Genomic DNA, 25,027 nt, shown 5'->3' with positions numbered 1-25,027 from the left:
CGGCTGGCCTCGCGACAAATGACCGCGCTGGCCTCGGGGCGGGTGGTCAGGGCTCGGGGCGCAGCCAGCGCCAGAGCAGCAGGGTCGCGGCCATCGAGGCGGCCCCGGCGAGTGCCATCACCCGACCCGGCGCGAGCCACTCGGCGAGCAGCCCGGCCAGCCCGGCGGTCAACCCCTGCGTGGTCATCAGTCCGGTGCTCATAAGCCCGAACGCCTGCCCCCGGCGCTGCTCCGGCACTGCCGCCAGGAACCGCCGGGCCAGCCCGAGCTGGAAGGCGAAGCCGAAGGTGGCCAGCCCGAACAGCGCGACGGCGACGGCCAGCCCCGGCCCGGCGGCGAAGCCCAGCATCGGCGCGCCGAGCAGCAGCGCCAGCCACGGGGCGAGCCGCTCACGCCGGGCCGGCGCGACCCACCGCCCCACCACCAGATCGCCGACCAGCATCCCGAACGCCGACGCCGCGAAGAGCACCCCGGCGCTGGCCCCCGGGCCGAGATCGTCGGCGTACGGCACGATCACGCCCTCGGCGCCGACCAGCAGCGAGCCGGGCAGCCAGTGCACCAGCAGCAGTCCCCGGATCCGCCGGTCGCCCAGCAGCAGCCGGTTGACCTGCCAGGTCTGCCGGACCACACCGTGACTCGCCGCCCGGCGCGGTCGCTCGGCGACGCCGTACCGGACCAGGAGGGCGGAGAGCGCGCAGGTGAGGACGGTCAGCCAGAGCGCGCCGTACGGGCCGACCAGGCCGAGCAGCAGGCCGCCGAGGGCGAACCCGAGCACCTGGGTGCCACCCGCTGCCACGGTGAAGAGCGAGCGCCCGAGCACGTAGCCGTCGCCGGTCAGCAACTCCGGCAGCAGCGCGTTGCGGGCGGCGGTGCTCACCGGGGCCAGCAGCCCGACCGCGAAGACCAGCCCGAGCATGCCGGCCGGCGGCAACACTCCGGACGCGAGTACCGCGACGGCGCCGAGCCGCAGCAGGTCGTAGCCGACCATCAGGGCCCGGGGCCGCCACCGGTCGGCGAGGGCGAGCAGCAGTACGCCGCCGATCGCGTGCGGCAGGAAGCCGACCACGTACGCCAGCGCGGCGAGCAGCGCCGACCCGGTCCGGTCGTAGACGAGTACGGCGAGGGCGAGCATCTTCACCGTCTCGCCGATCATGAAGACGCCGAAGCTCGCGTAGAGCGCCCGGAACTCGGGCACCGCCAGCACACTGCCGAACGTCGCGGGTCCACCCGCCCGGTCCTCGGTCGTCTCCTTCGCGGTGTTCGCCCGGCCCTCGGCCGGCCCCGTCGCGGTGCTCATCGGGCCAGCGTGCGCGGCACCGCCGAACGGCACTAGAGTTTCGGGCAAGAGCGAAAGATGCCGACCCCCGCCGGCCGGGTCGATCGTGACGACGGCCCGCCGGGTCGAGCACAGCGACTGGTCGCCGGGTCGAGCACGGCGACGGCTCGCCGGGTCGACAGTGGGGTCGCCCGTGTGGCGTGTGGCGGAAGGAGTCCTCCCTGACCATCCGGATCGAGGTGACCTCGGCCGACATCGCGGCCAGCCGGTTCGCGATCTCCCCGCTCGGCGAGGCGATGTCGGCGTTGCGGCTCTGCGCCGGCCAGTACCGGTCGGCGGCGCTCGACCCCTGGCTGGCCCGGTCCCGGGACCGCTACCTGCGGCTGCGCCGGGACTGCCCGGCCGTCGGCGCGCTGCTGACCCTGCTGCGCCGGGACGGCTACAACGCCGACTTCGTGCAGCCACCGCCGCCGGCGGTCGGGCTGAGCTTCGCCGACGAGCTTGCCGTCATCCGGGCCACCCCGTTGGCGCAGGCCCGCGAGGAGTTGGCCCGCAACCTGGCCGGGCACCGGACCCCGCCGGAGTACGCGCGACGGATCTTCGAGGCGCCGGACGTGGTGGACCGGATCGCCGACGGGATCGAGGCGGCCTGGGAGACCCTGGTGGCGCCGGACTGGCCACGGTTGCGGGCGGTACTGGAACGGGACCTGCTGCGCCGGGCCGGGCAACTCGCCACCTACGGCTGGGCCGCCGCGCTCGCCGACCTCGATCCACGGCTGCGTTGGATCTCGGACGGGGCGAACGGGGTGATCGAGGTCGACTGCGCCGCCCGGGGCAGCCGGGACCTGGCCGGCCGGGGTCTGCTCTTCGTACCCAGCGCCTTCGGTCCACTGATCAGTTACACCGAGCCGCCCTGGCCGTACGCGATCATCTATCCCGCCCGGGGCATCGCCGACCTGCTCGGCCCGCCCCCGCCCGGCCGTACCCCGGAGGCGGTGGACCGGCTGGTCGGCGCCTCCCGGGCGGCGGTGCTGCGGGCGCTGGCCGTCCCCGCCACCACGAGTCAGCTCGTCGCCCAGCTCGGCAGCGGGCTGGGCAGCGTCGGCGGGCACCTGGCGGTGCTCCGGGACGCCGGGCTGGTCAGCCGGACCCGGCTCGGCCGGTCGGTCCGCTACGAGCGCACCGCGCTCGGTGACGCGCTCGCCGCCGAGGCCCCGCCCTCCGGTCCGGTCTCCACAGCCGAGCGGAGCAGCGGCAGCACCCGGTAGGGGATCTTCTCCGCCAGCGCGATGATGCTGGAGGCCCGCTCGATCTGCTCGTGCGAGACGATCTGGTCGAGTACCCGTTGCAGGTCGGTGTTGGAGCGGGCGACGATCCGGCAGAGCACGTCACCGGAGCCGGTGATGGTGTGCGCCTCCAGCACCTCGGGGATGCCGCGCAGGTGTTCGGTCACCGGGTCGTGGCCGGGCCGCTGGTTGATCTCCAGCGTGACGAAGGAGGTCACCGCGAAGCCGAGCGCCGCCGGGTCGAGCTGCGGCCCGAGACCCGCGATCACGCCCCGGGCCAGCAGCTTGTCCAGCCGGGCCTGCACGGTGCCCCGGGCCACCCGGAGCCGGCGGGAGCACTCCAGGACGCCGATCCGGGGTTCGGCAGCCAGCAGGTCGATCAGCCTGACGTCGAGCGGATCGAGCTGAACAGTTTGCACTGTAGTCACGGCTACCGACCATACTAAATGCACAACCTGCCCAGCGTTTTGCCGATCGGTTGCCCAGCCGGCGTCGGAGCGGGATGCTCCCGGGAAAGACGGGCCGGACCGCCGGCCGGTCGCGGCACCCGCAGGGAGGCAGGACGATGACCAGCGCACTCCACAAGCCGTCCACCGCCGGATCGGCTCTGGACCTCGACGTCGACGTCGACCGGCTCGTCGGGGCCGTCGCGCACGACGACGCGGCCGACCCGTTCCCGGTGCAGGGCATCGACCACATCCGGTTCATGGTCGGCAACGCGAAGCAGACCGCGCACTACTACTCGACCGCGTTCGGGATGACCCGGGTGGCGTACCGGGGGCCGGAGCAGGGCTACCGGGAGCACGCCGAGTACGTACTGACCAGCGGCTCGGCCCGGTTCGTCTTCACCGGCGCGGTACGCCCGGACGCCCCGGACGCCGACCACGTGGCCCGGCACGGCGACGGCGTACTCGACATCGCGTTGGCGGTGCCGGACGTGGACGCGGCGTACGCGCACGCCATCGCGCAGGGCGCGACCGGCCTGGCCGCCCCGTACGACGTGACCGACGAACACGGAACGGTCCGGGTCGCCACCATCGCCACGTACGGCGACACCCGGCACTCGCTCGTCGACCGGTCCCGTTACCGCGGCCCGTTCCTGCCCGGCTTCGTCGCGCAGGGGCCGATCGTGGACCGCCAGCCGATGATCGACGCCGGTGTGCAGCCGAAGCGGTTCTTCCAGGCCGTCGACCACGTCGTCGGCAACGTGGAGCTGGGCCGGATGGACGAGTGGGTGGAGTTCTACCGCCGGGTCATGGGCTTCACCAACATGGCCGAGTTCATCGGCGACGACATCGCCACCGACTACTCCGCGCTGATGTCGAAGGTGGTGGCGAACGGCACCCGCAAGGTCAAGTTCCCGCTGAACGAGCCGGCGGTGGCCCGTCGCAAGTCGCAGATCGACGAGTACCTGGAGTTCTACGGCGGGCCGGGTGCCCAGCACATCGCGCTGGCCACCAACGACATCCTGGCCAGCGTGGACGCGATGCGGGCGGCCGGCGTCGAGTTCCTGGACACCCCGGACTCGTACTACGACGATCCGGAGCTGCGCTCCCGGATCGGCCAGGTCCGCGCCCCGATCGAGGAGCTGAAGGCCCGGAAGATCCTTGTCGACCGGGACGAGGACGGCTACCTGTTGCAGATCTTCACCAAGCCGGTCCAGGACCGGCCGACGGTCTTCTTCGAGTTGATCGAGCGGCACGGGTCGCTCGGTTTCGGCAAGGGCAACTTCAAGGCGCTCTTCGAGGCCATCGAGCGGGAACAAGAGGCGCGCGGAAACCTGTAACACTGTCCGGCGTGACCCAGCAACCGCCAGCCATGCCACCCTCGTCCGGACCGCCGACCGGCGGTTTCGTCCCACCGCACCCCCGGCAGCCCGGCTACGGGCCGCGGCCGGGCGGGCCGGGGCCACCCCCGCAGGGGTACGCTCCGCCGCCCGGCTACGGCCCACCCGGGTACGCTCCGCCGCCCGGGTACGGCCCGCCCGGGTACCCGCCGGGTCGGCCCGGCTACGGTCCGGTGCCCGGTCACGGTCCGGTGCCCGGTTACCCGGCACCGCCGCCGGTCAGCCCCTCCGGCCAGCCGCTCGCCACGTTCGGTGACCGGCTGCTGGCGTACCTGATCGATGGGGCGATCCTCGCCGGGACGGTGATGGTGATCGCGATCCCGGCCTTCCTCATCTTCTTCGCCACCGTGGGTCCGGACCTCTTCGCCGTCCCCGACCCGGACACCGGCACGATCGAGATGAACCCGTTCGACTTCCTGCTGCCGCTGTTGCTGCTGGAGGCCGGCCTGTTCGTGGTCGCCTTCGCGTTCCAGTACGTCTACCACGTCGAGATGCCGAAGCGGACCGGGCAGACCTTCGGTAAGCGGGTGATGAAAATCAAGATCATTCCGCTGGATCCAACCGGTGCGATCGGCCGGAAGCCGCTGGCCCGACGGTGGATTGTCCAGGCGGGCAGCGGGCTGCTTCCCGGGCTCGGTTACGTCGACGGGCTCTGGCAGCTTTGGGACAAGCCGTACCAGCAGTGCCTCCACGACAAGTTCGCCAAGACCGTGGTGGTTAAGGTTCCAGCGTGAACGTCAGGACGCAACCAAGGTCGTTCCGGTGACGGTGCAGCCGGGCTGGTACGCCGACCCCGCCGAGCCGACCACCCAGCGATACTGGGACGGCGAGGGCTGGGTGGGCGCCCCGCTGCCCGTCGACGCCACCCCACCGCCCGGTCCGCCGCCGGCCGAGGAGCCGCCCGAGCCGGCCCCCGCGCCGTCGAGCGGTGCCGGCGCACCGGGTTCTCCCGCCGCGCCCGGCTCACCGGCGACGCCTCCGGCCGGCTCACCGGCGACGCCTCCGGCCGGCTCGCCCGGCGGACCGGCCGCGCCGTGGGGAGGACCGCCCTGGTCCGGGCCACCGGTCAGCGGTCCGCCGCAGGGCGGGACACCGCCGGTCAGCGGCGCACCGCCGAGCGGGCCGCCCGCCTCCGGGCCACCGGTCCCGCCGGGCTGGCCGGGTGCGGGTCCGGCGGGACAGCCGTACGGGCCGCCGCCCGGAATGCCGCCGTACGGGCAGCCGCCGCCAGGCTGGCCGCACCCGTACTGGGCGGCGCCACCGCCTCGGCCGCACGGGTTGGAGTTGGCGCCGCTCGGTGCCCGGGTGCTCGCCCGGCTGATCGACATCAGCCTGGTGCTGCTGCTCAACGTGGTGGTGAACGGCTGGTTCGTCTGGCGTTTCGTGCAGGAGGTCGAGCCGGTCAGCCGGGAGATCTGGCGGCGTGCGCTGGCCGGCGAGTCGACCACCGAGGGGCTGCCCCAGGTGAGCGCACAGGCCGACGGACTACAGGTGGTCGTCCTGCTGGTCGCCGTCGCGCTCTGGTTCGCCTACGAGGTGCCGTCGGTGGCCAACACCGGGCAGACCGTCGGCAAGCGGGTGATGGGGATCAAGGTCGTACCGCTGGCCGAGACCGAACAGTTGGGCTTCGGCCGCTCGTTCCGGCGGTGGAACATGCTCGGCCTGCCGGTCTTCCTCTGGAGCTGCTGCGGCATCGGCTTCCTGATCCAGCTCGTCGACTGCGCGTTCCCGTTCTTCGACCGGCCGCTGCGGCAGGCCCTGCACGACAAGCGGGGCCAGACCGTGGTGGTGCGGACGGCCGCTCCGGCCCGTCCCCCGGCCGAGCACACCGGCCCCTCGCACGATCACACCGGAGGTTCCGCGTCATGACCGGTCCGACCAGTTCCACCCCCGGCCCCGACCGGCGGCCGGCGGCTCCCCGGCTGACCCGCGCCGATCTCGACGCGCTGCCGAACTACGTACCGGGGCGCAGCCCGGCGGACCTGGCCCGGGAGCTGGGACTGCCGGAAGCGATCAAACTGGCCAGCAACGAGGTGCCGTACGGGCCACTGCCCGGGGTGGTCGAGGCGGTCGCCGAGGCGGTCGCCGAGACCCACCGGTACCCGGACATGGGCGTACTGGCACTGCGGGCCGCGCTCGCGGAGCGGCACGGCGTGGACCCGGACCGGATCGCCACCGGCTGCGGGTCGGTGGCGCTGGCCGAGCACCTGGTCCGGGCGACCTGCCTGCCCGGGGACGAGGTGGTCTACTCGTGGCGCTCCTTCGAGGCGTACCCGATCATCGTGGCGACCAGCGGCGCGACGAGCGTGCGGGTGCCCAACGACGCCGGCCACGGGCACGACCTGGCCGCGATGGCGGCGGCGGTGACCGACCGGACCCGGCTGATCCTGGTCTGCAACCCGAACAACCCGACCGGGACCAGCCTGCGCCGCGCGGAGCTGGACCGGTTCCTCGCCTCGGTCCCGGAAGACGTGCTGGTGGTGCTCGACGAGGCGTACCGGGAGTTCGTCACCGACCCCGAGGTGCCCGACGGCCTGGCGGCGTACGGCGACCGGCCGAACGTGGTGGTGCTGCGCACCTTCTCCAAGGCGTGGGGGCTGGCCGGGCTGCGGGTCGGCTTCCTGGTCGGGCATCCGGAGGTGGCGGCGGCGGTACGCAAGGTGGTGACCCCGTTCTCCACCAGCCTGGCCGCCCAGGCGGGGGCGCTCGCCGCACTCGCCCAGTCCGACGAGGTGCGTCGGCGCTGCGCGCTGGTGGTGGCCGAGCGGGAGCGGGTGACCGAGGCGCTGCGCAAGCGGCTGCCGGGCGGGCCGGCCGGGGCGACGGTGCCGGAGAGCCAGGCGAATTTCGTGTGGTTGCCGCTCGGCGACCGGTCGGTGCCATTCGCGCAGGCGTGCGAGGCGCGCGGAATAATCGTCCGCCCCTTCGCAGGTGAGGGTGTACGCGTGACAATTGGTAATCCTGCCGAGAACGACGCCTTTTTAGCGGTTGCCGACCAGTTGACCAACCAGCGGTAACGCGAAACCAGCGGTAATTAACCGTTTTTAGCGCACAAATAGGACGAAGCACTTTATCTTCTCGAATGGGTGGCGAATCCGTTCCGCCGCCCGACTCATCGACCAATTCGAGAAACATGAGGTACCGTCCGTGCGACTTGCCAGACTGTTCGTGATCGCGGTGTCCGCCACGGCCGCGGTGGGAATCGCCGCCCCCGCCGTGGCGGCACCGTCCGACACCACCACCGTCACCTTCGACGTCACCGCCGGCACCCTCGACATCGACGCGCCCACCTCGGCCGACCTCGGTGCCGGGGCACCGGGCACCGCCATCGAAGGCTCCCTCGGCCCCGTCACCGTCACCGACTCCCGCGCCTCGGACGACGCCTCCTGGGAGGCGAGCGTGACGTCGACGGTCTTCAGCACCGGAACCGGTACGCCGAGCCAGACGATCCTCGCCTCGGAGGTCGAGTACTGGTCCGGTGGGCTGATCACCTCGACCGGCAACGGCACCTTCACCCCGGGGCAGCCCACCATCGGCGACGAGGTGCCGCTGGACACCGTCACCCCGGTGGTCGTCTTCTCCCACGTCGGCGGCACCGGCAACAACTCCGCCACCTGGAACCCGGGGATCACGATCAACGTGCCGCTGGACGCCGAGGCCGGCACCTACACCGGGACGGTGACGCATTCGGTGGCGTAGTCGCCGCAGGGCGGCGGCGTTCCGCACCGGACCGGTGACCCGACCGGCACGCTGGATACCGCTGCTCCTCGCCTGCCTCGTCGGCCTGGGCCTGCCACCCGCCCAGGCCGGCGCGGCGGCGCGGGAGCCGGACGCGGAGAGCATCGGCATCCAACTGCTGGAGGCGCCGGTGGACCGTCGCGGCGACCCGCGGGCGCTGCGGTACATCGTGGACCACCTGCCACCGGGCACCGTGATCCGGCGGCAGTTGCTGGTGGTGAACAAGACCACCCGCACCCAGCGGGTCGACCTCTACGCCGCGGCGGCCACCCTGGAGGAGGGGCGGTTCCGGTTCGGCGAGGGCCGCACCCAGAACGAGCTGAGTTCCTGGATCTCGCTGGACCGGGACCGGGTGGAACTTCCGCCCGGCGGGCAGGCCCGGGTCCGGGCCACCCTAGACGTACCGCCGCCGGCTTCGAAGGGTGAGCGGTACGCCGTCATCTGGGCCTCGACGAAGTCCCCGCCGAAGAAGTCGGCGAACGTCAACCAGGTCCACCGGGTCGGCGTACGCGTCTATCTCGACATCGGGATCGGTGGCGAGCCGCCGTCCAGCTTCACGATCGGCGAGGTGGTGCCGGCCCGGGACGCCCAGGGCGTACCGTCGGTCAGCATCCGGGTGGAGAACACCGGCGGGCGGGCGCTCGACCTCGGCGGAACCGTGTCCCTCTCCGAGGGTCCCGCCGGGATGCGCGCCGGCCCGTTCGACGTGATCGAGGGTACGACGCTCGCACCCGGTACGTCGGGCACGGTCGGCGTACGGTTCCCCAGGGAACTGCCCAACGGCCCCTGGAAGATCGACATCGAACTGCAGAGCGGTACCGTCCGACAGACCGGAACCGGCCGGATCAGCTTCCCCGACCCGGGTGAGGTCGGCGAGCCGAGCACCCTCTTCGGGCCGCTGAGCACCCGGTGGGGCATTCTCGGAGCCTCCCTGGCCGTCGGCCTGCTGGTGGCCGGCGGACTCTTCCTCGTGGCCCGGCGGACACACCGCCGCCGAAAGGCCGGCACGGAGGATCCCGTCGCGAGCCGGCCGTCGTGAACCGGCTCGGGGCGCGGGTCAGGTGCCGGCCAGGATGACCGGTTGGGCGGCCAGGTAGTACCGGTCGTCCCCGGCGGCCGGGTCCACCGGCTCGGCCAGCCGCTCCACGGCGAGAAAGCCGCTGGCGGCGTAGGCGAACCCGGGCGCCCAGGTGGTCGAGTCCCGCCCGTAGGTGAACGGGAAACGGGACCTTTCCGCCCCGGTCGCCGGGTCGAGGGTGACCAGGTCACCTCCGGCGGTACGCAGGTGCACCCGACCCGGTTGGGCGGCGACCAGCCGGGCCTGCCCGGCCTCGGACCAGCGCCACAGTTCGGCGCCGCCCCGCACCGATCGGGCCGACAGCCCGGTCCCGGCCGGAGCCACCGCGACCTCGTCGACGAGTACGGCCTCGGGAGCGTCCAGGGTGGGTGCCGGTACCGGGCGGGCACCGTCGACCAGCCAGCCCCGGGTCACCCCGCCGCTCACCGTACGCAGCGCCCGGCAGCCGGACCGGTCGGTCACGCAGCCGACCGGGCTCAGTTGCACCGGCTGCCCGGAGTCGTCCGGCCGCCACCGACCGGCGAGGTTGCCGGTGGCCACGTCGTGGAACTCGACCTCACCCGACCCGGCACAGGTGTCGACGACGGCGAAGAACCCGTCGGCGGTGGTCAGCCCCTGTCCCGCCCCGGCGGCGGCCTCGTCGTCCGGGCCACCGTCGGAGCAGGTCGGGTCGGCGGTGAGGCGCCACAGCTCCCGGCCGGTGTCGATGTCGAACCCGCGCCGGTCGGCGGTACCGCCGACAACCAGCACGGGCCGGCCGGTCGAGGTACGGGCGGTGTGCAGGCCGGTCGGGGCGTAGACGGTGGCGGCTCCGGTGCGCCGGCCGAGATAGTCGTGCCCGGGGCTCGGTCCGGTGGCCCGCCAGCGGACAGTGCCGGTACCGGCGTCCAGCGCCACCAGTTCGCCGTCCGACCAGCGGGTCAGCACCGTACCGCCGTCGGCGACCAGGCCCGCCACCTGTGCGGGCCAGCGCCGGTACGACCAGTACGGCGTACGCCGGGTGGGCGCGTCGACCGGCCGGTCGGCCCGGATCTGTCGGGTGGTGGCGTACACCCGGAGCCGGTCGTCGACGATCAGCGGTGCCGCGTTCAGGGTGCCGACCACGCCGGGTCGGGCGGTCACCGGAGCGGGATAGTCGCCCCGGGCCGGGGTGGTCACCTCGGCCGGCGCCAGCACCCGGTAGACGATCACGGCGGATGCGGCCACGAGCAGCACCGCCACCGCGATGGCGACCACCGTTCGCGGCACCGTTCGCGGCCAGTTCCGCGCGCCGTTCGGCGTTGCCATGCCCGGACACCTCCGCCGAAACCCTACCGACCACCGCTCGACCCGCGCCTGGCAGGTGCGGGACCCCGCAGGCGGCGGGATCCGGCCGAGGTGCCGGCAGGTTTACCAGACCGTGATCGAGAAGATAATCACGCACCACCACCACCGTCGGTCGGTCGGCTGCCGGCCGGCCGGACCAGTTCCCGGCAGTCAGTGTCGAGTTGCCCCGTCCAGGCGCCCGCGACCACCACGCCCCGCCGTACGCCCTGCTCGGCAGCGGGCGAATCGGGGGATCCATCCGCGGACGGGCGGCCCTGCGGGGTGGGCCGGCGAGATGGCCGAGAGCGGCCAACCAATTGCCGGATGTCGATTTCTCAATCGCACTCCGTCCCCGAAAATGTCCGCGCGACAGTCGCGAGCCACCTATGTCGTCGATGTACGCGGACCAGTGATCCGGACGCCGTGTACCTTGATCAAGGCCGGCCACTTGGTAGGACATGTGCAGGCATAGGGCGATTGCCCGGATCTGAGAAACGGGGGCTGTTTCGTGCGATTGAAACGTTGGCTGACTTTGACTGCGACATCGATGCTCAGCGCCGCAGTAGGCGTCGTGGTGGCGGGACCGGCTCAGGCGGCGGCGACCTGTAACGACAACCTGGTCATCGTCTCGGCCGCCAACCAGAAGGCGGTCAGCGTCGAGCTGGGTGCCGACCTTGCCGGAACCTTCAACCACGGCGTCCTGCGCGCCCGGGCCACCACAATCGGCCCGTGGGAGAGGTTCACGCTCTGCATGTATCCCTCGTACTTCACCCTCAAGTCCAACGCGAACGGTCTCTACGTGAAGGCCGAGATCAACTCCACCGTCTGGAACGGTGTACTCCGGGCAAAGTCGTCGAAGGTTTCCGGGTGGGAGAAGTTCACCAAGTCGAACATCGGAAACGGCTGGGACTACTTCCTCATCTCGCAGGCGAACAGCAAGTACGTCGCCACCGAGGTGAGCTGGACCGGCAGCCAGCAGGGCATGCTCCGGGCCAGGTCGTCCGGCAAGGGCTCGTGGGAGACCTACCTGCCCGGCTGGGGCTGATCGACCCTTCCCGTCCCCGCCGCAGGTCGAGCGGCCTACGGGATCAACGGACGGCGACCGGCTCGCGGCAGGGTTCGCGAGCCGGTCACCGCCGCCATCAGTGCACCTTCTCAACCTTTCCCAGCGGTCGAAGCGACCGCGGGTGGAATCCGAAACGCGGCCCGTCCGGGCGCGGTGCGGTCACGGGTCAGCCGCTGAACGCACCCGACCTGGACGCCGCCACGAACGCCGCCCAGCTGGCCGGCTCGAACGACAGCACCGGGTCCGGGTCCTTGGAGTCGCGCACGCCCACCACTCCGGGCAGGTTGTCGGCCACCTCGATGCAGAGTCCCTGGTCGTTGGAACGGCTGCTCTTGCGCCAGCGAGCAACTTCCGCATTGAACATGTTTGTACCCTTTCAAGGTGTATCACCATTGATGACGGGTTTGTAACCGTCCGGGTAATTCAACGCGGGTGAAGCAATCCTGTTACTCGTCCTGACCAATTGATCGCACACTTCGTCCGACCGGCCGGATGGGAGCCCTCTGAACGCCGCCTGGAAGCCCTCTGTGCGTACGCTGGGCTGCCAATTGACGCGGCCCGCTACGACCGGGACGCGCCCTACCGCCGGGGCGCGGTGGCCACCGCCGGGGCGATCGTTCCGACGACCTCACCGAGGCCGACCGTGGTGCCGTCCGGCCCCGGCGCGGTGGCGCCGATGCGCACCGTGTCGCCGTCGGACAGGAAGGTCCGGGTCGAGCCGTCGGCGAGCTTCACCGGCTCGGCCCCGCCCCAGGTCAGTTCGAGGAAGGAGCCGACCTGCTCCCGAAGCGGCCCGGAGACCGTCCCGGAGGCGTAGAGATCACCGGTACGCAGTGCCGCCCCGTTCACCGTCAGGTGCGCGAGCTGCTGGGCCGGCGTCCAGTACATCCCGGCGAAGGGCGGCTCGCTGACCCGGGTGCCGTTCCAGTCCACCGTCAGCCGCAGGTCCAGCCCCAGGTGCGGTACGTCCCGCAGATAGTCGAGCACCGCCGGCTCCTGCTCCGGCGCCGGTACCCAGGCGTCGGCGAGCGCCTCCAGCGGCACCACCCAGGGCGAGACCGAGGTGCAGAACGACTTGCCGAGGAACGGCCCGAGTGGCTGGTACTCCCAGGCCTGGATGTCCCGGGCCGACCAGTCGTTGACCAGCACCACCCCGAAGACGTGCGCGGCGAAGTCGTCCACCCCGACCTGCTCGCCCAGCGGCGAACCCACCCCGACAACGAAACCGACCTCGGCCTCGATGTCCAGCCGGGTCGACGGCCCGTACACCGGCCCGTCGGGGGTGCCGCGCTGCCCGGTCGGGCGGACCACCGGGGTACCGGAGACCACCACCGTGCCGGCCCGGCCGTGGTAGCCGACCGGCAGGTGCCGCCAGTTCGGCAGCAGCGGCTGCCCGTCCGGCCGGAAGATCTTCCCGACGTTGCTGGCGTGGTGCTCGGAGGAGTAGAAGTCGACGTAGTCGGCGACCTCGAACGGCAGCACCATCTCGACCCGGTCGAGCGGGACCAGCAGCGGGGTCACCGCCGCGCGGTGCTCCTCCTCGGTCAGCAGCTCCACGATCCGGGTCCGGACGGTGCTCCACTGTGCCCGGCCGAGCGCCAGGAACGCGTTCAGGGTCGGCTGCCGCAGCGCGCCGCCGGCAAGTACCAGCCCGGCCGCCTCCGCACCGTCGAGGTCCAGGACGAGATCCCCGACCCGTACGCCGATCCGGGGCGCCCGCCCCGCCGACCGGAAGACCCCGTACGGCAGGTTGTGCACCCCGTACGCCGATCCCGCCGCCTCCGCCACCCAGGTCACGCGTCTCCCCCAACTGTCACGGCTCGTAGCCTCCGTTCACAAGTCCCAGCCGGACCAGGTCGATGAGCGGCTCCATCACGCTGCACGAGCCGAAGCCGATCCAGAGTGGACGGTGCTCGTCGCGTCGGGATCGGGCCGCCTCGACCAGCGGCAGCGGGTCGGTCCCGGCCAGCGTCTCGGCCACCACGGCCACCTCGGCGCCGGAACAGGCCACGGTGGTGGCGGCGAGGACGTTGACGAAGCCGTGGTGGGTGAAACCGGTCTCCGGGTCGATGTGCCGGATCGCGTGGTGCAGCCCGGCGGTGAGCTTGAACGGCAGTTCCCGGTCCCGGCAGGCGGCGATCACCGCGGCCAGCTCGACCGGGGTGGGGAAGAGTTCGGCGGCCAGCCCGCCGGTGCGGAACTTCGCCGCGATCCGCCTGCCGGCCGCCCGCTCGTCGGCCAGCCGGTCGAGCGCGCCGAGCAGCCCCCAGGTGAGCGGGATCTCGGCGTAGACGTCCGCGTCGTCGAGGTGGGCGGGGAGGCCGGCGAGCGCGGCGAGGCCGGGCAGCGGGTCCTCGCCCCGCTTCGCCACCGCCATCTCGACCTGCCGGATCCGGATCCGCGGGTCGGTGCGCTCGGGCAGCGAATACAGCTCTGCCACCGGTACGTCGCCGATCACGCCGACGTCGAGCCGCCTGTCCTCGCCCTGCCACCCGTCCTCGCCCTGCCACTCGTCCTCGCCCTGCCGCTCGTCCTCGTCGAGCAGGGCGGGCAGGTCGGGCAGCGCGGAGGCGGGCAGCAGCAGCGGGCCGACCAGTGGGGCGTACCAGGCATTGCGGTACCGGCGATGTGCGGCGACCGCGTCGGGCAGGCTCGCACTGCCGGGCGGGAAGACGGCGGCGTCGTCGACCAGCCCGGCGAAGAGCCGGGGCACCTGCGTTGACACGAACAGAGAACTTACGGGACGCTACGACTAGCGGACAACACCGTCCGATTATCGGACGCCGTCGGCCGGTGACTGGGACAAAAGGGAGGCGATCATGCCGTACTACCGCAGCGTCGGTGAGGTTCCCCGGAAGCGCCACACCCAGTTCCGGCAGCCCGACGGCAGCCTCTACGCCGAGGAGCTGGTGGGTCAGGAGGGCTTCTCCTCCGACTCGTCACTGCTCTACCACCGCTATCTGCCGACCGCGATCGTCGCCGCCGAGGAGTTCACCCCGCCGGCCTGGCAGCGGGTGCCGAACCTGCCACTCAAGCCCCGCCACCTGCGCACCCACAAGCTCGACGGCGGCGCCGGCACCGACGCGATCCTCGGCCGGGCGCACCTGCTGGCCAACGACGACGTCCGGATCTCCTACGTCGTCGCCGACCGCCCCTCCCCGCTCTACCGCAACGCGATCGGCGACGAGTGCCTCTACGTCGAGTCCGGTGCCGCCCGGATCGAGTCCAGCTTCGGTGTGCTCGGGGTGACCGCCGGGGACTACGTGATCATCCCGACCTCGGTGGTGTACCGGGTCGTCCCGGTCGCCCCGGAACCGTTGCGGATGCTCGCCATCGAGGCGTCCGGGCACATCGGCCCGCCCAAGCGCTACCTCTCGGTACGCGGCCAGTTCCTCGAACACTCCCCCTACTGCGAGCGGGACGTACGCGGCCCGGAGGCGCCACTGCTGGTCGAGGAGACCGACGTCGAGGTCTACGTGCAGCACCGCCGGGGCTGGACCCGGCACGTCTACGCCAACCACCCGTTCGACGTGGTCGGCTGGGACGGCCACCTCTACCCGTGGGCGTTCTCGATCCACGACTTCGAGCCGATCACCGGCCGGCTCCACCAGCCACCGCCGGTGCACCAGACCTTCCAGGGGCCGAACTTCGTGATCTGCTCCTTCGTACCCCGCAAGGTCGACTACCACCCGCTGGCCGTTCCGGTGCCGTACAACCACCACAACGTCGACTCCGACGAGATGATCTTCTACACCGGCGGCAACTACGAGGCGCGGCGCGGCTCCGGGATCGAGCAGGGGTCGATCTCGCTGCACCCGGCCGGCTTCACCCACGGCCCGCAGCCCGGCGCCCCCGAGCGGGCGATCGGGGCGGAGAGCTTCGACGAGCTGGCTGTCATGGTCGACACGTTCCGCCCACTCGACCTCTGCGACCCGGGACTGTCCTGTGAGGACAGCGGATACGCCTGGACCTGGTCCGGCCGGACCACCGGCTGAGCCCTACCGCGCCGGCAGCCTCGTCACCGGCGTGCCTCGACGAGGGACTTCAACCTTCGCTCGAAGGCCCGCTCGTCGATGCCCCGGGCCAGCTTCCGGTTGTAGTCCATCCGGAACGGACAACTGTCCTCGGCGCCCCGCCGACCCGGAACGGTGAACTCGCTGACCAGTTTGCCGCTGCGGGCCTCCCGCACCGTGACGTGGTAGACGCTCTCGAACAGGTCGAAGGTGAACGGCAGACCGCCGCTCGGTGACGCCGGTTCACTCGTGTAGTTGCAGGTCACGTCCTGCCGCGAGTCCCGGGTCGCGGTCACCCGTACGCAGACGAGGAGCTGTACCTCGTCGAGGTTCCGCTGGGAGGTGCCCGGCGCGTACCGGGGCTCCCAGGCGTCGGGCAGCAGGATCTCGGCGTACTCCATCTCCCGCTCGTCGGCGTATCTGACCAGCGCCATCAGGTGCGGAGCCCGGCCGGCGAAGGGCCGGGAGGTGAGGTTGTAGACGTAGAGCTTCGGTGACCTGCACGGCTGGTCGGAATCCTCGCTGCGGGTCTGTGTCGGACCGGACGGCGCCGGCAGGGGCGGGAGCTGCCCGGAGGGCGGCGGACCGCCGGACCGGTTCGGCGGCCAGGTGCACGGCCCGGTCAGCTCGACGGTGAACGTCCCGCTGTCCCGAGCCATCTCCATGAGCAACTCGGTGCCGTCGTCGTGCTCGCCGGTGATCTCCTGGACGTCGGCGGGCGTCTCGACCCGCCACCGCTTGGTACGTTCACCGAAACCCTCGCGGATCATCCACGTGTCGACGTCGTCGAGGTACTTCCCGGCCTTCTCGCCCGCGGTGACCGTCAGCGCGGCTCGCGGCCGGACGCCCCAGCTCGGGCCGCCGCCGGGCAGGTCGGCGCAGCCCACGCTCTGCGAGTGGCTCGGCGCGGTGGCCCGCGCCTCGGCCTCCAGCGCCCCGGTCACCGCCCGGGACAGGTGCTCGGTGAGCCGCTGCTCGAACTCCTGGGTGGTCACCTTGGGTGCCGGCGGCTCCGGGCCGCTCTCGTCGGTGCAACCCGTGAACACCAACACCCCGCAGAGCGTCACACCGAGCCGACGAGTCCACTGTCGAGCCATCGCACCCCCCGAACGTACCGTCGGCACGGCAGGCCGTGCGGAAGCGGGATGTTCTGTCCCGGACTCTACCTGTTCATCCCGGCCGTTCGATGCGGCTGCTGCCGTCAGTCGCGGCCGGGTGACCAGCCGAAGAGCACCGCCAACTGGGTCGCGGCGGTGGCGACGAGCGCCAGCACCAGCGGCCACGGAGTGCCGAGGATCGCGTAGAGCAGGATCAGGCAGGGGCCGGCGACGACTGCGTAGACGGCGAGCGCCAGCATCCGGTCGGCGCGGATCAGGTCGGGCAGCCGCCCCCGGCCGAGGTTCGGCACCCTCCTGGCGAAGCGCCAGACCAGGATGCCGCCGGTCACCGCCGCCAGTGCGGCCCAGATCCGGGACGACACCGGGTTCGCCGCCGCCAGGCAGGCCACCAGCACCGACACCATGATCGTGTAGCCGGCGCCGTACATCACGAGTTGCCGCAGGCCGCCGCCGATCGCGCGGGCGCCGTCCTGGCTGGTGGGCTGCAACGCCGCCGCGTCGGCGAGGTGTTCCAGCGCCTCCGAGTAGCGCCGCTGCTCCAGCCGGATCACCCCGATGTTGTGCTGGGCCGCTGCCAGCTCCGGGTCGAGCCGCAACGCCTCCCGGTACGCCCGCTCGGCCAGCTCGAACATCTCCATCCGGGCCGCCACCAGACCCAGCACCAGGTGCGCCTGCGGCTCCTCCGGCGCCAGCTCGACACCCCGCCACGCGGCGTTCAGCGCATGCTGGCCGTTGCGCGCCTCACCCAGGATCGCCGCCGCGCTGCGCTGGGCGTACGCGTCGTCGGGGCCGAGCGCGAGGATCTCGTCGGCCGTCGCCGCCGCCTCCTTGAACCGGCGCAGATCGGCGAGGGCGTGTCCCCGGATCACCAGTGGATGGATCAACTCCGGCGCGGCGGCCACGGCCGAGTCGGCGGCGGTGAGCGCCTCCTCCGGCTTGTCCCCCGCGAGCTTGACCATCGCCAGCATCACCAGCGCCTGCACGTTCGACGGGTCGAGCGCGATCGCGAACCCGACTTCGGCGGCAGCCTCGTCGTACCGGCCGAGTTCGGCGAGCAGTTCGGCGCGCTGGACGTACCCTTCGGCGGAGGAGGACTGGTCGGAATCGGCATCGCTCGGCACGGGCCGAGCCTATCCGGCGCTGTCCTGGCGGATCCGATCACCCGACCGCCGAACACCCGCTCACCGGGCAGTTGGCGGACCGCGCCGGCCAGTTGCCCGACGACCCGCCGAATGCCCACTCCCCATGCCGGCAGATGCGCGGTACCGTAGACGGGACCAAGCCTGGCGCTCCCCCCGTGGTGTCAGGCTTGGTCCCAAAATCCTCCCCAAAGGTGTGCCCCAGCGCCGACGCCGTTGCGCAGGGAGTGGCATGTCCTGCGGTGTGCGCCGGGTCTTCAGCCACCCGCCCGGAGTCCTCATCGGACAACTGTTGGCGCTGCTCGTCGTTGCCGCCCTCGGCGGCTCGTCAACCGATACTACGATCTCGTATAATCTGATCTCGTGTCTAACTTCTCCGCACCCTCGGAAGAGTCTGCGTTGCTCGCTCTGCAGCGCGCGACCCATGCCACCTTGCAGATCCTTGCCGCGAGACTGGTCGACCTCGACCTGACGGCCTCCGAGATCAATGCGCTGGCCATCCTCTCGGACGGTCGCGGGCGCACGATCTCTGAACTGGGAGCCGCCGCCGGCACCCGACCGACCACGCTGACCAGCGTGCTGGACCGACTGGAGCGGCGTGGCCACATCACGCGCGGCACCCGCCCGGGCGACCGCCGGGTCGTGCTCATCGAGCTGACCGCCTCGGGCCGACTGGCCGCCGGCACCATCCGGCAGACCCTGGTCGAGCTGGAAGAGCGCGCCCTCGCCGATCTGCCCGCAGACTCGATCGCCGGCTTCCACACCGTCCTGCGCGCCTTGACGGAGGCGCCCGCATGACCCCGACCGACTCCGGGTCTTCCGAACCCGCCCTGCTCTTCGACGAGCTGATGGCCGAGGTGACCGCTGCCACCGAACGCTTCGACCATCGCGCCCACCTGCACCTGACCTGGCTGGCAGTCCGCCGGGTCGGCATGCCGGCCGCCATCGGCCTGGTCAGCGACGGCATCCAGCGCACCGCCCGCTATGCCGGAGCGCCGCAGAAATACCACGCCACCGTCAGCCGGGCCTGGGTGGAGCTGGTGGCCCACCACACGGCCGACCACGCCACCGGGGACTTCGCCGCCTTCATCAACCGACAGCCCGCGCTACTCGACAAGCGCCTGCTCGCCCGCTTCTACACCTCAGCCACCCTGGCCAGCCCGCAAGCCCGCAGCGGCTGGGTCGCACCCGACCTGGCTCCCTTTCCCTGGCAGGGCGTCGACCAGGAAGAGTCCGAAGCCCGGCTCGCCTCCCCGTGATCGAGCCTCCACGGATGCCCGGCTGAAGGAACTGCCGTCCAGGCCCGGACACGGCTACGCCCCCGGCGCCCGTACTGCCACACGGACGCCGGGGCGATCGTCTACCCGACTACCGGTACGGAGCGACGCTCCGGACGAAAAGGCGCACCAGGCCGCCGGCTTGAAAGCCCGCCTCAACCTGCTACGCGCCTACCGGGAGGACCGCATCGGCTTACTGATCTACCTCGCGGGCCAACTGCAACACGCCCTACAGGACCTACCCGGCGCCGATCCCCGCGAGTTGGCCGCCCGGATCGTCTACTGGCTTCCCCGGCAACCGCCGCCGAGCCCGCCACACCAGGGTTCGCGCTGAATTGTGCTGAGCCGCCGCTGGTGATCACGCGACGGAGAGATCGACGGATATGCGACTGCGCCACCGACCACCGTGGATACCCTGGGGCGTTGGGGGCCGGATCCGTCGATCCGGCTGATCGGGGGTCCTGATGTTAGAGGTTTCGCTACTGGGACCGTTGGAGATCATTTCCGATGGTGTGTCGCTGGCACTCGGCCCGCCAAAGCAGCAGATGGTGTTGGCGATGCTGGCGTCGCGGCCGGCTCGGTTGGTCGGCAGGGACGAGTTGGTCGACGAGTTGTGGCCGGAGCGGCCCCCCGCGTCCGCAGTCGCGAACACCCGCAGCTATGCGGGAAACCTCCGCCGGATGTTCGAGCGGGTGCAGGGCGGTCGCGGTCTTCTCGTCCGACGTGGATCCGGATACGAGCTTCGACTACCGTCGGAGGCGGTGGACCTGATCGGATTCTTGGCAGAGTGCCAGCGACTGACCGTGGCGCTCGCCGCCGGAGACACCGCCACGGCCCGGGAGTTGCTCGACCGGGCCGAGGGACGGTGGCGGGGGCCGGTCCTGACCGGCCTGCCCCTCGGGCCGGTCCTGTCGGCTCGGGCCGACGCAGTTTCCGAGAGGCGGCTCGACCTGGTCGAGCAGCGGGCCGAGTTGTGCGTCGCGACCGGAGAGTCCGGGCTGGCCGTGACATGCCTGCGGGAGCATCTGCTGGCCCATCCGATGCGGGAGCGTGGACACGCGCTACTGATGCGCGCCCTCTACCAGGAGGGGGACGTACCCGGGGCGCTGGCCGCCTACGGTGCGGCCCGCTCGGTCCTGGTCGAGCAGCTCGGCATCGAGCCCGGTACGGAGCTGCGTCAACTCCATCAGGCGATCCTGAACCGAGATCCCGCCCTGGGACGTCCCTCGCCAGTCGACTCGCTCCGGGTCTCCGCCCGGTCGACATCCGCGACCACGACCTCGGTTCCCCCAGACGAGGTCGACCCGGCCGCGATACAGGTCAACTGGCTGCCCCGGCAACCCGTCGACTTCACCGGCCGGGCCGACGTCGTACACGGGCTGGTCGCCGCCGTGCGGATGGCACCCCCCGGCGCCACCGTACTGCGGGTGATCGACGGGATGGCGGGCATCGGCAAGACGGCACTGGCGGTACAGGTGGCCGCCCAGCTCGCCGACGAATACCCCGACGCACAACTCTTCGTCGACCTTCAGGGACACGGCGCGGGCGATCAGCTCGACCCGGCGACCGCGCTGGTGACCTTGCTCCGGCAGCTCCGTGTACCCGACGGCCGGATCCCGCCAGACCCGGACGGCCGGATCGCGCTGTGGCGCTCGGAACTCGCCGCCCGGCGAACGGTGCTCGTGCTCGACAACGCCGGCAGCAGCGCCCAGTTGGCCCCGCTGCTCCCGACGGCACCCGGCACGCTCGTCCTGGTGACCAGCCGTAGGCGGCTGCTCGCCAACGGCAATGCCCCACCGATGTCGCTACCGGTCCTCGCCCCGGACGAGGCGGTCGAACTGCTGGCCAGGGTCGCCGGACGGGACCGGATCGACGCCGAGCCGGAGGCCGCGGCCGTGGTGGTACGCCGGTGCGGTTACCTCCCGCTGGCCATCCGGCTCGTCGGCGCGCGCCTCGCCCACCGGCCCGGTTGGCGGGTCACCGACCTCGCCCAACGGCTGGACCGGGCCACCCCGTTGCTCAGCGAACTCTCGGCGGAGGACCACACCGTCGCCGGCGCCTTCAGCCTCTCCTACGAGCCGCTCCAGGAACCGGTACGCCGGATGTTCCGGCTACTGGGCCTGCACCCCGGAGAGCACTTCGGCGTCGACACCGCGGCCGCCCTCGCGGACGTGCCACTGGCGGACGCGGAAACCGCCGTGGCGGATCTGGTCAACCACCACCTGCTGGAAGAACCCGTCGCCGGTCGATTCCGGTTCCACGACCTGGTCCGCGACTACGCCCGAGGACTCGCGGCGTCCACCGCCGAGCCGGCGGAGTGCTCGGCGGCGATCGACCGGCTAATCGACTACTTCATGCACGCCTGCCTCGCCTCCACCGCAGCGATGGAGCGGGCGGTATCCCTGGTGCAGGCCCTCGGTCTCAAGCAGCCGCTCCGGCCGGACCTGCTCGCCGCGGTCCGGCCCACCCTGGAATGGCTGGAGGTGGAGCGGGGCAGCCTGCGTGCCCTCGTCCGCCTCGCGGCGGAAGGTGACCATCCACACCAGGCATGGCGACTGGCGCGGGCGGCGTGGCGGTTCTACTACGTCCGTCAATACCACGACGACATCCTCGACACCCACCGCTCCGGGCTGATGGCAGCCCGCCGGCTGGACGACGAGGCGGCGATCGGCACGATGTACAACTACCGGGCATACTCCCACCTGCGCAGCGGTGACTGCACCCAGGCGGTACGGGACCTGGAAGCGGCGATCGAGGTGCGGGAGCGAATCGGGGACCGGTTCGGCGCGAACATGAGCCGGTCGAATCTCGGAATCGTCTACTGGCACATGGGGCGGCTGACCGACTCGGTCAGCCTTAACCAACGCACAATGCGCGACCGTCAATCGGTGGACCAGGAGGTGTTGACCTCCCTGTCCAACATCGGACTACCACTGATGTTCCTCGGCCGGTACGAGGAAGCCCTCCGGCTGCACCAGCAACACCTGTTCATGGCCAACCTGGCCGGCAGCCCGTTCAACGTCGCGCTCGCCCTCGCCAACATCGGTGCGGTCAGGTCGCGCCTCGGTCAACACCACTTTGCGATCCGCCGCCTGCGGGCCTCGTTGCGGCTCTGGGACCGGACGGGAAATCGATCCGGCGTCTCGTACGCGCTCAACGAACTCGGAGCGGCGTTCCGTGGATTACGGCGGCTGGACGACGCCCGCGAGCACCACGAGCTGGCGCTGGTCGCCGCGGAACGGCACGGCGAGCGGTACAGCGAGGCGGCCGCTCTCAACGGCATCGGCCTGACCCTGGCCGCCCAGGGAGACTCCGCGCAGGCCCTGGAGTTCTACCGCGACGCGTTGACGCTGGCGACCCGGATCAGCCACCCGTACGAGCAGGGACGGGCACTGGCCGGCATCGCCCGCCAGTTGGAACCGTACGACCCGGCCGAGGCACAGCGGTACCGGGAGCGGGCGCTGGCGATCCTCCGCCGGATGGGCGTACCCGCACACCTGGAGATCGGGCAGCAGCTCAGCTCTCCGCCTGTCCCGCGCCAGGCCGGGACTCGGACCGCCGGTGGACCAGCGCGACGGCGACACCTGCCAGCCCCTCGCCCCGGCCGGTGAGCCCGAGCCCGTCGGTGGTGGTACCGGAGACGGTTACCGGGGCACCGACCGCCGCCGTCAACGCCCGCTGCGCCTCGTCGCGGCGGGGACCGATCTTCGGGCGTACCCCGATCACCTGGATCGAGACGTTGCCGATCTCGAAGCCGGCGGCCCGGACCCGGCGGGCGGTCTCGGCCAGCAGCGTCACCCCGGCGGCGCCGGCCCATTCCGGCTCGGCGACCCCGAAGTTGCTGCCCAGGTCGCCGAGTCCGGCGGCGGAGAGCAGCGCGTCGCAGGCGGCGTGCGCGGCGACGTCACCGTCGGAGTGCCCGGCCAGCCCGTCCACGCCCGGCCAGTGCAGACCGGCCACCCAGCAGGCCCGGCCCGGCTCGAACCCGTGCACGTCGGTACCGACACCGACCAGGGGAAGGATCACCTGCGAAGCGTAGGCGTCCGCGTCCCTCCCCCGCTCGCGGGTGGGGATCTCCGCGTCAACCGGCCGAAAGTACGGTCGCCGGCAGCGGGAACCGTACTTTCGACCGGCGCCGCGGCGACAGCGGGTGGCCAGAGTCTGGGGCATGTCACCAACCACCCCGGCCACCGGCCGGCTGCCCGACCGGCACACACCGGCCGCGAACCTCGGCCGGCCACGTCTGCCGGCGCTCGACATCGTCCGTGGGTTCGCGCTCTGCGGCATCCTGCTCGCGAACGTCCAACCGATCGCCGCCGCCGGCGCCCCCGTAGTCGCCGAGACGGCCGAACCGGGCCGATCCGATCTGGGTATGGACCTGATCGGTCTTTTCGTCAACGAACGATTCTTCGTGATCTTCTCGCTGCTGTTCGGCATCGGCTTCGCGCTGCTGTTCGATTCTGCCGCCGAGCGGGTGGCCCGGCCACGTGTCGTTATGCTGCGACGTCTTCTCGCCCTGTTCGGCATTGGCCTGGCTCACTTCGTCCTGCTGTGGCCGGGTGACATTCTCACGGCGTACGCCGTGGTCGGTCTGTTCGTGCTGTTGCCCGCGACCTGGCTGCCCCGGTGGGCGGTGGCCGGTCTCGCCGGTCTTCTCCTGGTGGCACCGTTGGCCCTCGGCGGCATGCATCTCGTGCTGGTCCCCGGCCTCTTCCTGCTGGGCGCGGCGCTGACCCGCTACGGCCTGGTCCGGCGGATGGGGTCGTCCAGCCTGGTCCCGGCCGGCCTCACCGTGCTTTTCGGCGCGGCGGCGGTGCCACTGCTGATCGCACAGGACGGGATCGGGGACCCGCTGCACACCACGGCCGGACTGCTGCTCGCCGGCGCCTACGTCTGCGCCCTGTTGGTGCTGCTCAGGACAGCACTGAACCCGGTGCTGAGGATGGTCTTCGAGCCCCTCGGGCGGATGGCGTTGACGAACTACGTCACCGCCTCGCTGCTCGTCCGGATCGCCACGGCAGGCATCGACGGGCCCGCGCACCGCTGGTCCTCGACGACGGTGCTCCTCGTCGCGGCCGGCGTACTCGCCATGCAGTGGCTGTGGTCGACCCTCTGGTTGCGGCGGTTTCGTCAGGGGCCGCTGGAATGGGTCTGGCGCTGGGTCACCTGGGCCCGTCGGCCGCCAGCGAGGCGAGCAGGTGCTCGGCCAGCGCCAGGTCGAACGGGCGGGTGATCTTCATGGCGTACTCGGAGCCGGGCACGCAGGTCACCCGTACCCCCTGCTTCTCGACCAGGCCCGCGTCGTCGGTCAGCGGATCGACGGCGGCGGCGTGCGCCGTGGCGAGCACGGCCCTGCGGAAGCCCTGCGGTGTCTGTACGGCACGCAGCGCGGACCGGTCGACGGTGCCCTGCACCACTCCGGCGGCCGAGACCTCCTTGATCGTGTCGACCACGGGCAGCACCGGAATGACCGCGTCCTCGCCGTCGCGGACCGCCCCGGCCACCGACTCGACCAGGGCGGCCGGGGTCAGTGCCCGGGCCGCGTCGTGCACCAGGATGATCCCGGGTCCGGCCGGCACCGCCGCCAGCGCGGCGGCGACCGACTCCTGCCGGGTGGCGCCGCCGGTCACCACGGTCAGCTCGGCCACCGGGGCGAGCAGTTTCCGGACGGCGTCCTCGTCGCCGGGTGGCGCCGCCACCACGATTGTGTGCACCGAGGGCGCGGCGGCGATCCGCCGCACGGCGTGCACCAGCAGGGGTTCGCCACCGATCCGGCGGAGTGCCTTGGGGCCGCCCGGCCCGAGCCGGACGCCGGCACCCGCAGCCGGAACGAGGACCGCGACGTCACCGCGCGGATTGAGCTGCGCGGTCACGTCGCGGTCCTC

General features: G+C 71.8%; 24 protein-coding genes. 14 read left to right on the top strand and 10 right to left on the bottom strand.

Features of this window, described 5'->3' with window-relative positions; all coding sequences use genetic code 11:
* Positions 1-46: 46 nt before the first annotated feature.
* Positions 47-1,297: an MFS transporter gene (locus tag CLT71_RS24745; RefSeq protein ID WP_143743595.1), complete on the bottom strand. Its 1,251-nt coding sequence runs from the start codon at positions 1,295-1,297 to the stop codon at positions 47-49.
* 206 nt (positions 1,298-1,503) lie between these two features.
* Here CLT71_RS24745 and CLT71_RS24740 point away from each other — a divergent pair, with 206 nt between their 5' ends.
* Positions 1,504-2,544: a helix-turn-helix domain-containing protein gene (locus CLT71_RS24740; protein ID WP_101371749.1), complete on the top strand. Its 1,041-nt coding sequence runs from the start codon at positions 1,504-1,506 to the stop codon at positions 2,542-2,544.
* Here the strand turns inward: CLT71_RS24740 and CLT71_RS24735 are convergent.
* The gene (locus tag CLT71_RS24735) at positions 2,448-2,990 is read right to left on the bottom strand and encodes an Lrp/AsnC family transcriptional regulator (RefSeq protein ID WP_101369214.1); all 543 of its coding nucleotides are present in this window, start codon (positions 2,988-2,990) and stop codon (positions 2,448-2,450) included. The genes CLT71_RS24740 and CLT71_RS24735 overlap by 97 nt on opposite strands.
* Positions 2,991-3,127: 137 nt before the next feature.
* On the opposite strand from CLT71_RS24735, the gene hppD reads away from it, so the two are divergent.
* The 6 genes from hppD to CLT71_RS24705 all read left to right on the top strand — a co-directional run bounded on the left by hppD (position 3,128) and on the right by CLT71_RS24705 (position 9,185).
* A complete protein-coding gene (hppD, locus tag CLT71_RS24730; RefSeq protein ID WP_101371748.1) occupies positions 3,128-4,348 on the top strand; it encodes a 4-hydroxyphenylpyruvate dioxygenase in 1,221 nt (406 codons plus the stop codon).
* 11 nt (positions 4,349-4,359) lie between these two features.
* Complete coding sequence (locus CLT71_RS24725; protein WP_486483431.1) at positions 4,360-5,142, top strand: RDD family protein; 783 nt, start codon at positions 4,360-4,362, stop codon at positions 5,140-5,142.
* Positions 5,143-5,170: 28 nt separating this feature from the next.
* Complete coding sequence (locus tag CLT71_RS24720; protein WP_101369212.1) at positions 5,171-6,277, top strand: RDD family protein; 1,107 nt, start codon at positions 5,171-5,173, stop codon at positions 6,275-6,277.
* Complete coding sequence (hisC, locus tag CLT71_RS24715) at positions 6,274-7,425, top strand: histidinol-phosphate transaminase (protein ID WP_101369211.1); 1,152 nt, start codon at positions 6,274-6,276, stop codon at positions 7,423-7,425. The genes CLT71_RS24720 and hisC overlap by 4 nt, the downstream gene beginning before the upstream one ends.
* A 130-nt stretch (positions 7,426-7,555) precedes the next feature.
* The gene (locus CLT71_RS24710; RefSeq protein WP_101369210.1) at positions 7,556-8,107 is read left to right on the top strand and encodes a hypothetical protein; all 552 of its coding nucleotides are present in this window, start codon (positions 7,556-7,558) and stop codon (positions 8,105-8,107) included.
* 34 nt (positions 8,108-8,141) lie between these two features.
* Positions 8,142-9,185: a hypothetical protein gene (locus CLT71_RS24705; protein ID WP_101369209.1), complete on the top strand. Its 1,044-nt coding sequence runs from the start codon at positions 8,142-8,144 to the stop codon at positions 9,183-9,185.
* 18 nt (positions 9,186-9,203) lie between these two features.
* Here CLT71_RS24705 and CLT71_RS24700 read toward each other — a convergent pair whose 3' ends face one another.
* A complete protein-coding gene (locus CLT71_RS24700) occupies positions 9,204-10,511 on the bottom strand; it encodes an outer membrane protein assembly factor BamB family protein (protein ID WP_101369208.1) in 1,308 nt (435 codons plus the stop codon).
* A 565-nt stretch (positions 10,512-11,076) separates the two neighbouring features.
* Here CLT71_RS24700 and CLT71_RS24695 point away from each other — a divergent pair.
* Positions 11,077-11,574, top strand: coding sequence for a hypothetical protein (locus CLT71_RS24695; protein ID WP_143743593.1), 498 nt, complete (start codon positions 11,077-11,079; stop codon positions 11,572-11,574).
* Positions 11,575-11,761: 187 nt separating this feature from the next.
* On the opposite strand, the gene CLT71_RS24690 is transcribed toward CLT71_RS24695, so the two are convergent.
* The 3 genes from CLT71_RS24690 to CLT71_RS24680 form a co-directional block, all read right to left on the bottom strand.
* Positions 11,762-11,959: a DUF397 domain-containing protein gene (locus CLT71_RS24690; protein ID WP_101369206.1), complete on the bottom strand. Its 198-nt coding sequence runs from the start codon at positions 11,957-11,959 to the stop codon at positions 11,762-11,764.
* Positions 11,960-12,174: 215 nt separating this feature from the next.
* A complete protein-coding gene (gene fahA / locus CLT71_RS24685; protein ID WP_101369205.1) occupies positions 12,175-13,392 on the bottom strand; it encodes a fumarylacetoacetase in 1,218 nt (405 codons plus the stop codon).
* 16 nt (positions 13,393-13,408) lie between these two features.
* Positions 13,409-14,320, bottom strand: a complete 912-nt coding sequence (locus tag CLT71_RS24680; RefSeq protein ID WP_101369204.1) for a hypothetical protein — start codon at positions 14,318-14,320, stop codon at positions 13,409-13,411.
* Between the two features lie 94 nt (positions 14,321-14,414).
* Here CLT71_RS24680 and CLT71_RS24675 point away from each other — a divergent pair, with 94 nt between their 5' ends.
* The gene (locus CLT71_RS24675; RefSeq protein WP_101369203.1) at positions 14,415-15,590 is read left to right on the top strand and encodes a homogentisate 1,2-dioxygenase; all 1,176 of its coding nucleotides are present in this window, start codon (positions 14,415-14,417) and stop codon (positions 15,588-15,590) included.
* Between the two features lie 23 nt (positions 15,591-15,613).
* On the opposite strand, the gene CLT71_RS37140 is transcribed toward CLT71_RS24675, so the two are convergent.
* Both CLT71_RS37140 and CLT71_RS24660 read right to left on the bottom strand, forming a co-directional pair.
* On the bottom strand, positions 15,614-16,660 hold the full coding sequence (locus CLT71_RS37140; protein WP_158242300.1) for a hypothetical protein: 1,047 nt from the start codon (positions 16,658-16,660) through the stop codon (positions 15,614-15,616).
* Positions 16,661-16,809: 149 nt separating this feature from the next.
* The gene (locus CLT71_RS24660) at positions 16,810-17,847 is read right to left on the bottom strand and encodes a tetratricopeptide repeat protein (RefSeq protein ID WP_101369200.1); all 1,038 of its coding nucleotides are present in this window, start codon (positions 17,845-17,847) and stop codon (positions 16,810-16,812) included.
* A gap of 381 nt (positions 17,848-18,228) precedes the next feature.
* Here CLT71_RS24660 and CLT71_RS24655 point away from each other — a divergent pair, with 381 nt between their 5' ends.
* From CLT71_RS24655 to CLT71_RS24640, 4 genes are all read left to right on the top strand, one after another.
* Positions 18,229-18,663: a MarR family winged helix-turn-helix transcriptional regulator gene (locus CLT71_RS24655; RefSeq protein WP_486483430.1), complete on the top strand. Its 435-nt coding sequence runs from the start codon at positions 18,229-18,231 to the stop codon at positions 18,661-18,663.
* Positions 18,660-19,124: a hypothetical protein gene (locus CLT71_RS24650; protein ID WP_101369198.1), complete on the top strand. Its 465-nt coding sequence runs from the start codon at positions 18,660-18,662 to the stop codon at positions 19,122-19,124. Before CLT71_RS24655 ends, CLT71_RS24650 begins: the two co-directional genes overlap by 4 nt.
* 160 nt (positions 19,125-19,284) lie before the next feature.
* Positions 19,285-19,476, top strand: a complete 192-nt coding sequence (locus CLT71_RS24645; RefSeq protein WP_101369197.1) for a hypothetical protein — start codon at positions 19,285-19,287, stop codon at positions 19,474-19,476.
* 427 nt (positions 19,477-19,903) lie between these two features.
* The gene (locus tag CLT71_RS24640) at positions 19,904-22,753 is read left to right on the top strand and encodes an ATP-binding protein (protein WP_486483429.1); all 2,850 of its coding nucleotides are present in this window, start codon (positions 19,904-19,906) and stop codon (positions 22,751-22,753) included.
* Here the strand turns inward: CLT71_RS24640 and ispF are convergent.
* A complete protein-coding gene (gene ispF / locus CLT71_RS24635) occupies positions 22,659-23,168 on the bottom strand; it encodes a 2-C-methyl-D-erythritol 2,4-cyclodiphosphate synthase (protein WP_486483428.1) in 510 nt (169 codons plus the stop codon). The genes CLT71_RS24640 and ispF overlap by 95 nt on opposite strands.
* 142 nt (positions 23,169-23,310) lie before the next feature.
* On the opposite strand from ispF, the gene CLT71_RS24630 reads away from it, so the two are divergent.
* Positions 23,311-24,375 carry a DUF418 domain-containing protein gene (locus tag CLT71_RS24630; RefSeq protein ID WP_101369194.1) on the top strand — a complete coding sequence of 355 codons (1,065 nt, stop codon included), beginning with the start codon at positions 23,311-23,313 and terminating at the stop codon, positions 24,373-24,375.
* Here the strand turns inward: CLT71_RS24630 and ispD are convergent.
* The gene (gene ispD / locus CLT71_RS24625) at positions 24,305-25,015 is read right to left on the bottom strand and encodes a 2-C-methyl-D-erythritol 4-phosphate cytidylyltransferase (RefSeq protein WP_101369193.1); all 711 of its coding nucleotides are present in this window, start codon (positions 25,013-25,015) and stop codon (positions 24,305-24,307) included. The two genes, CLT71_RS24630 and ispD, sit on opposite strands and share 71 nt — an antisense overlap.
* Positions 25,016-25,027 lie beyond the last annotated feature (12 nt).

Source organism: Plantactinospora sp. CNZ320 (assembly GCF_002846275.1).
Note: the sequence above shows the minus strand (reverse complement) of the source record. Positions and strands in the feature narration are given on the sequence as shown.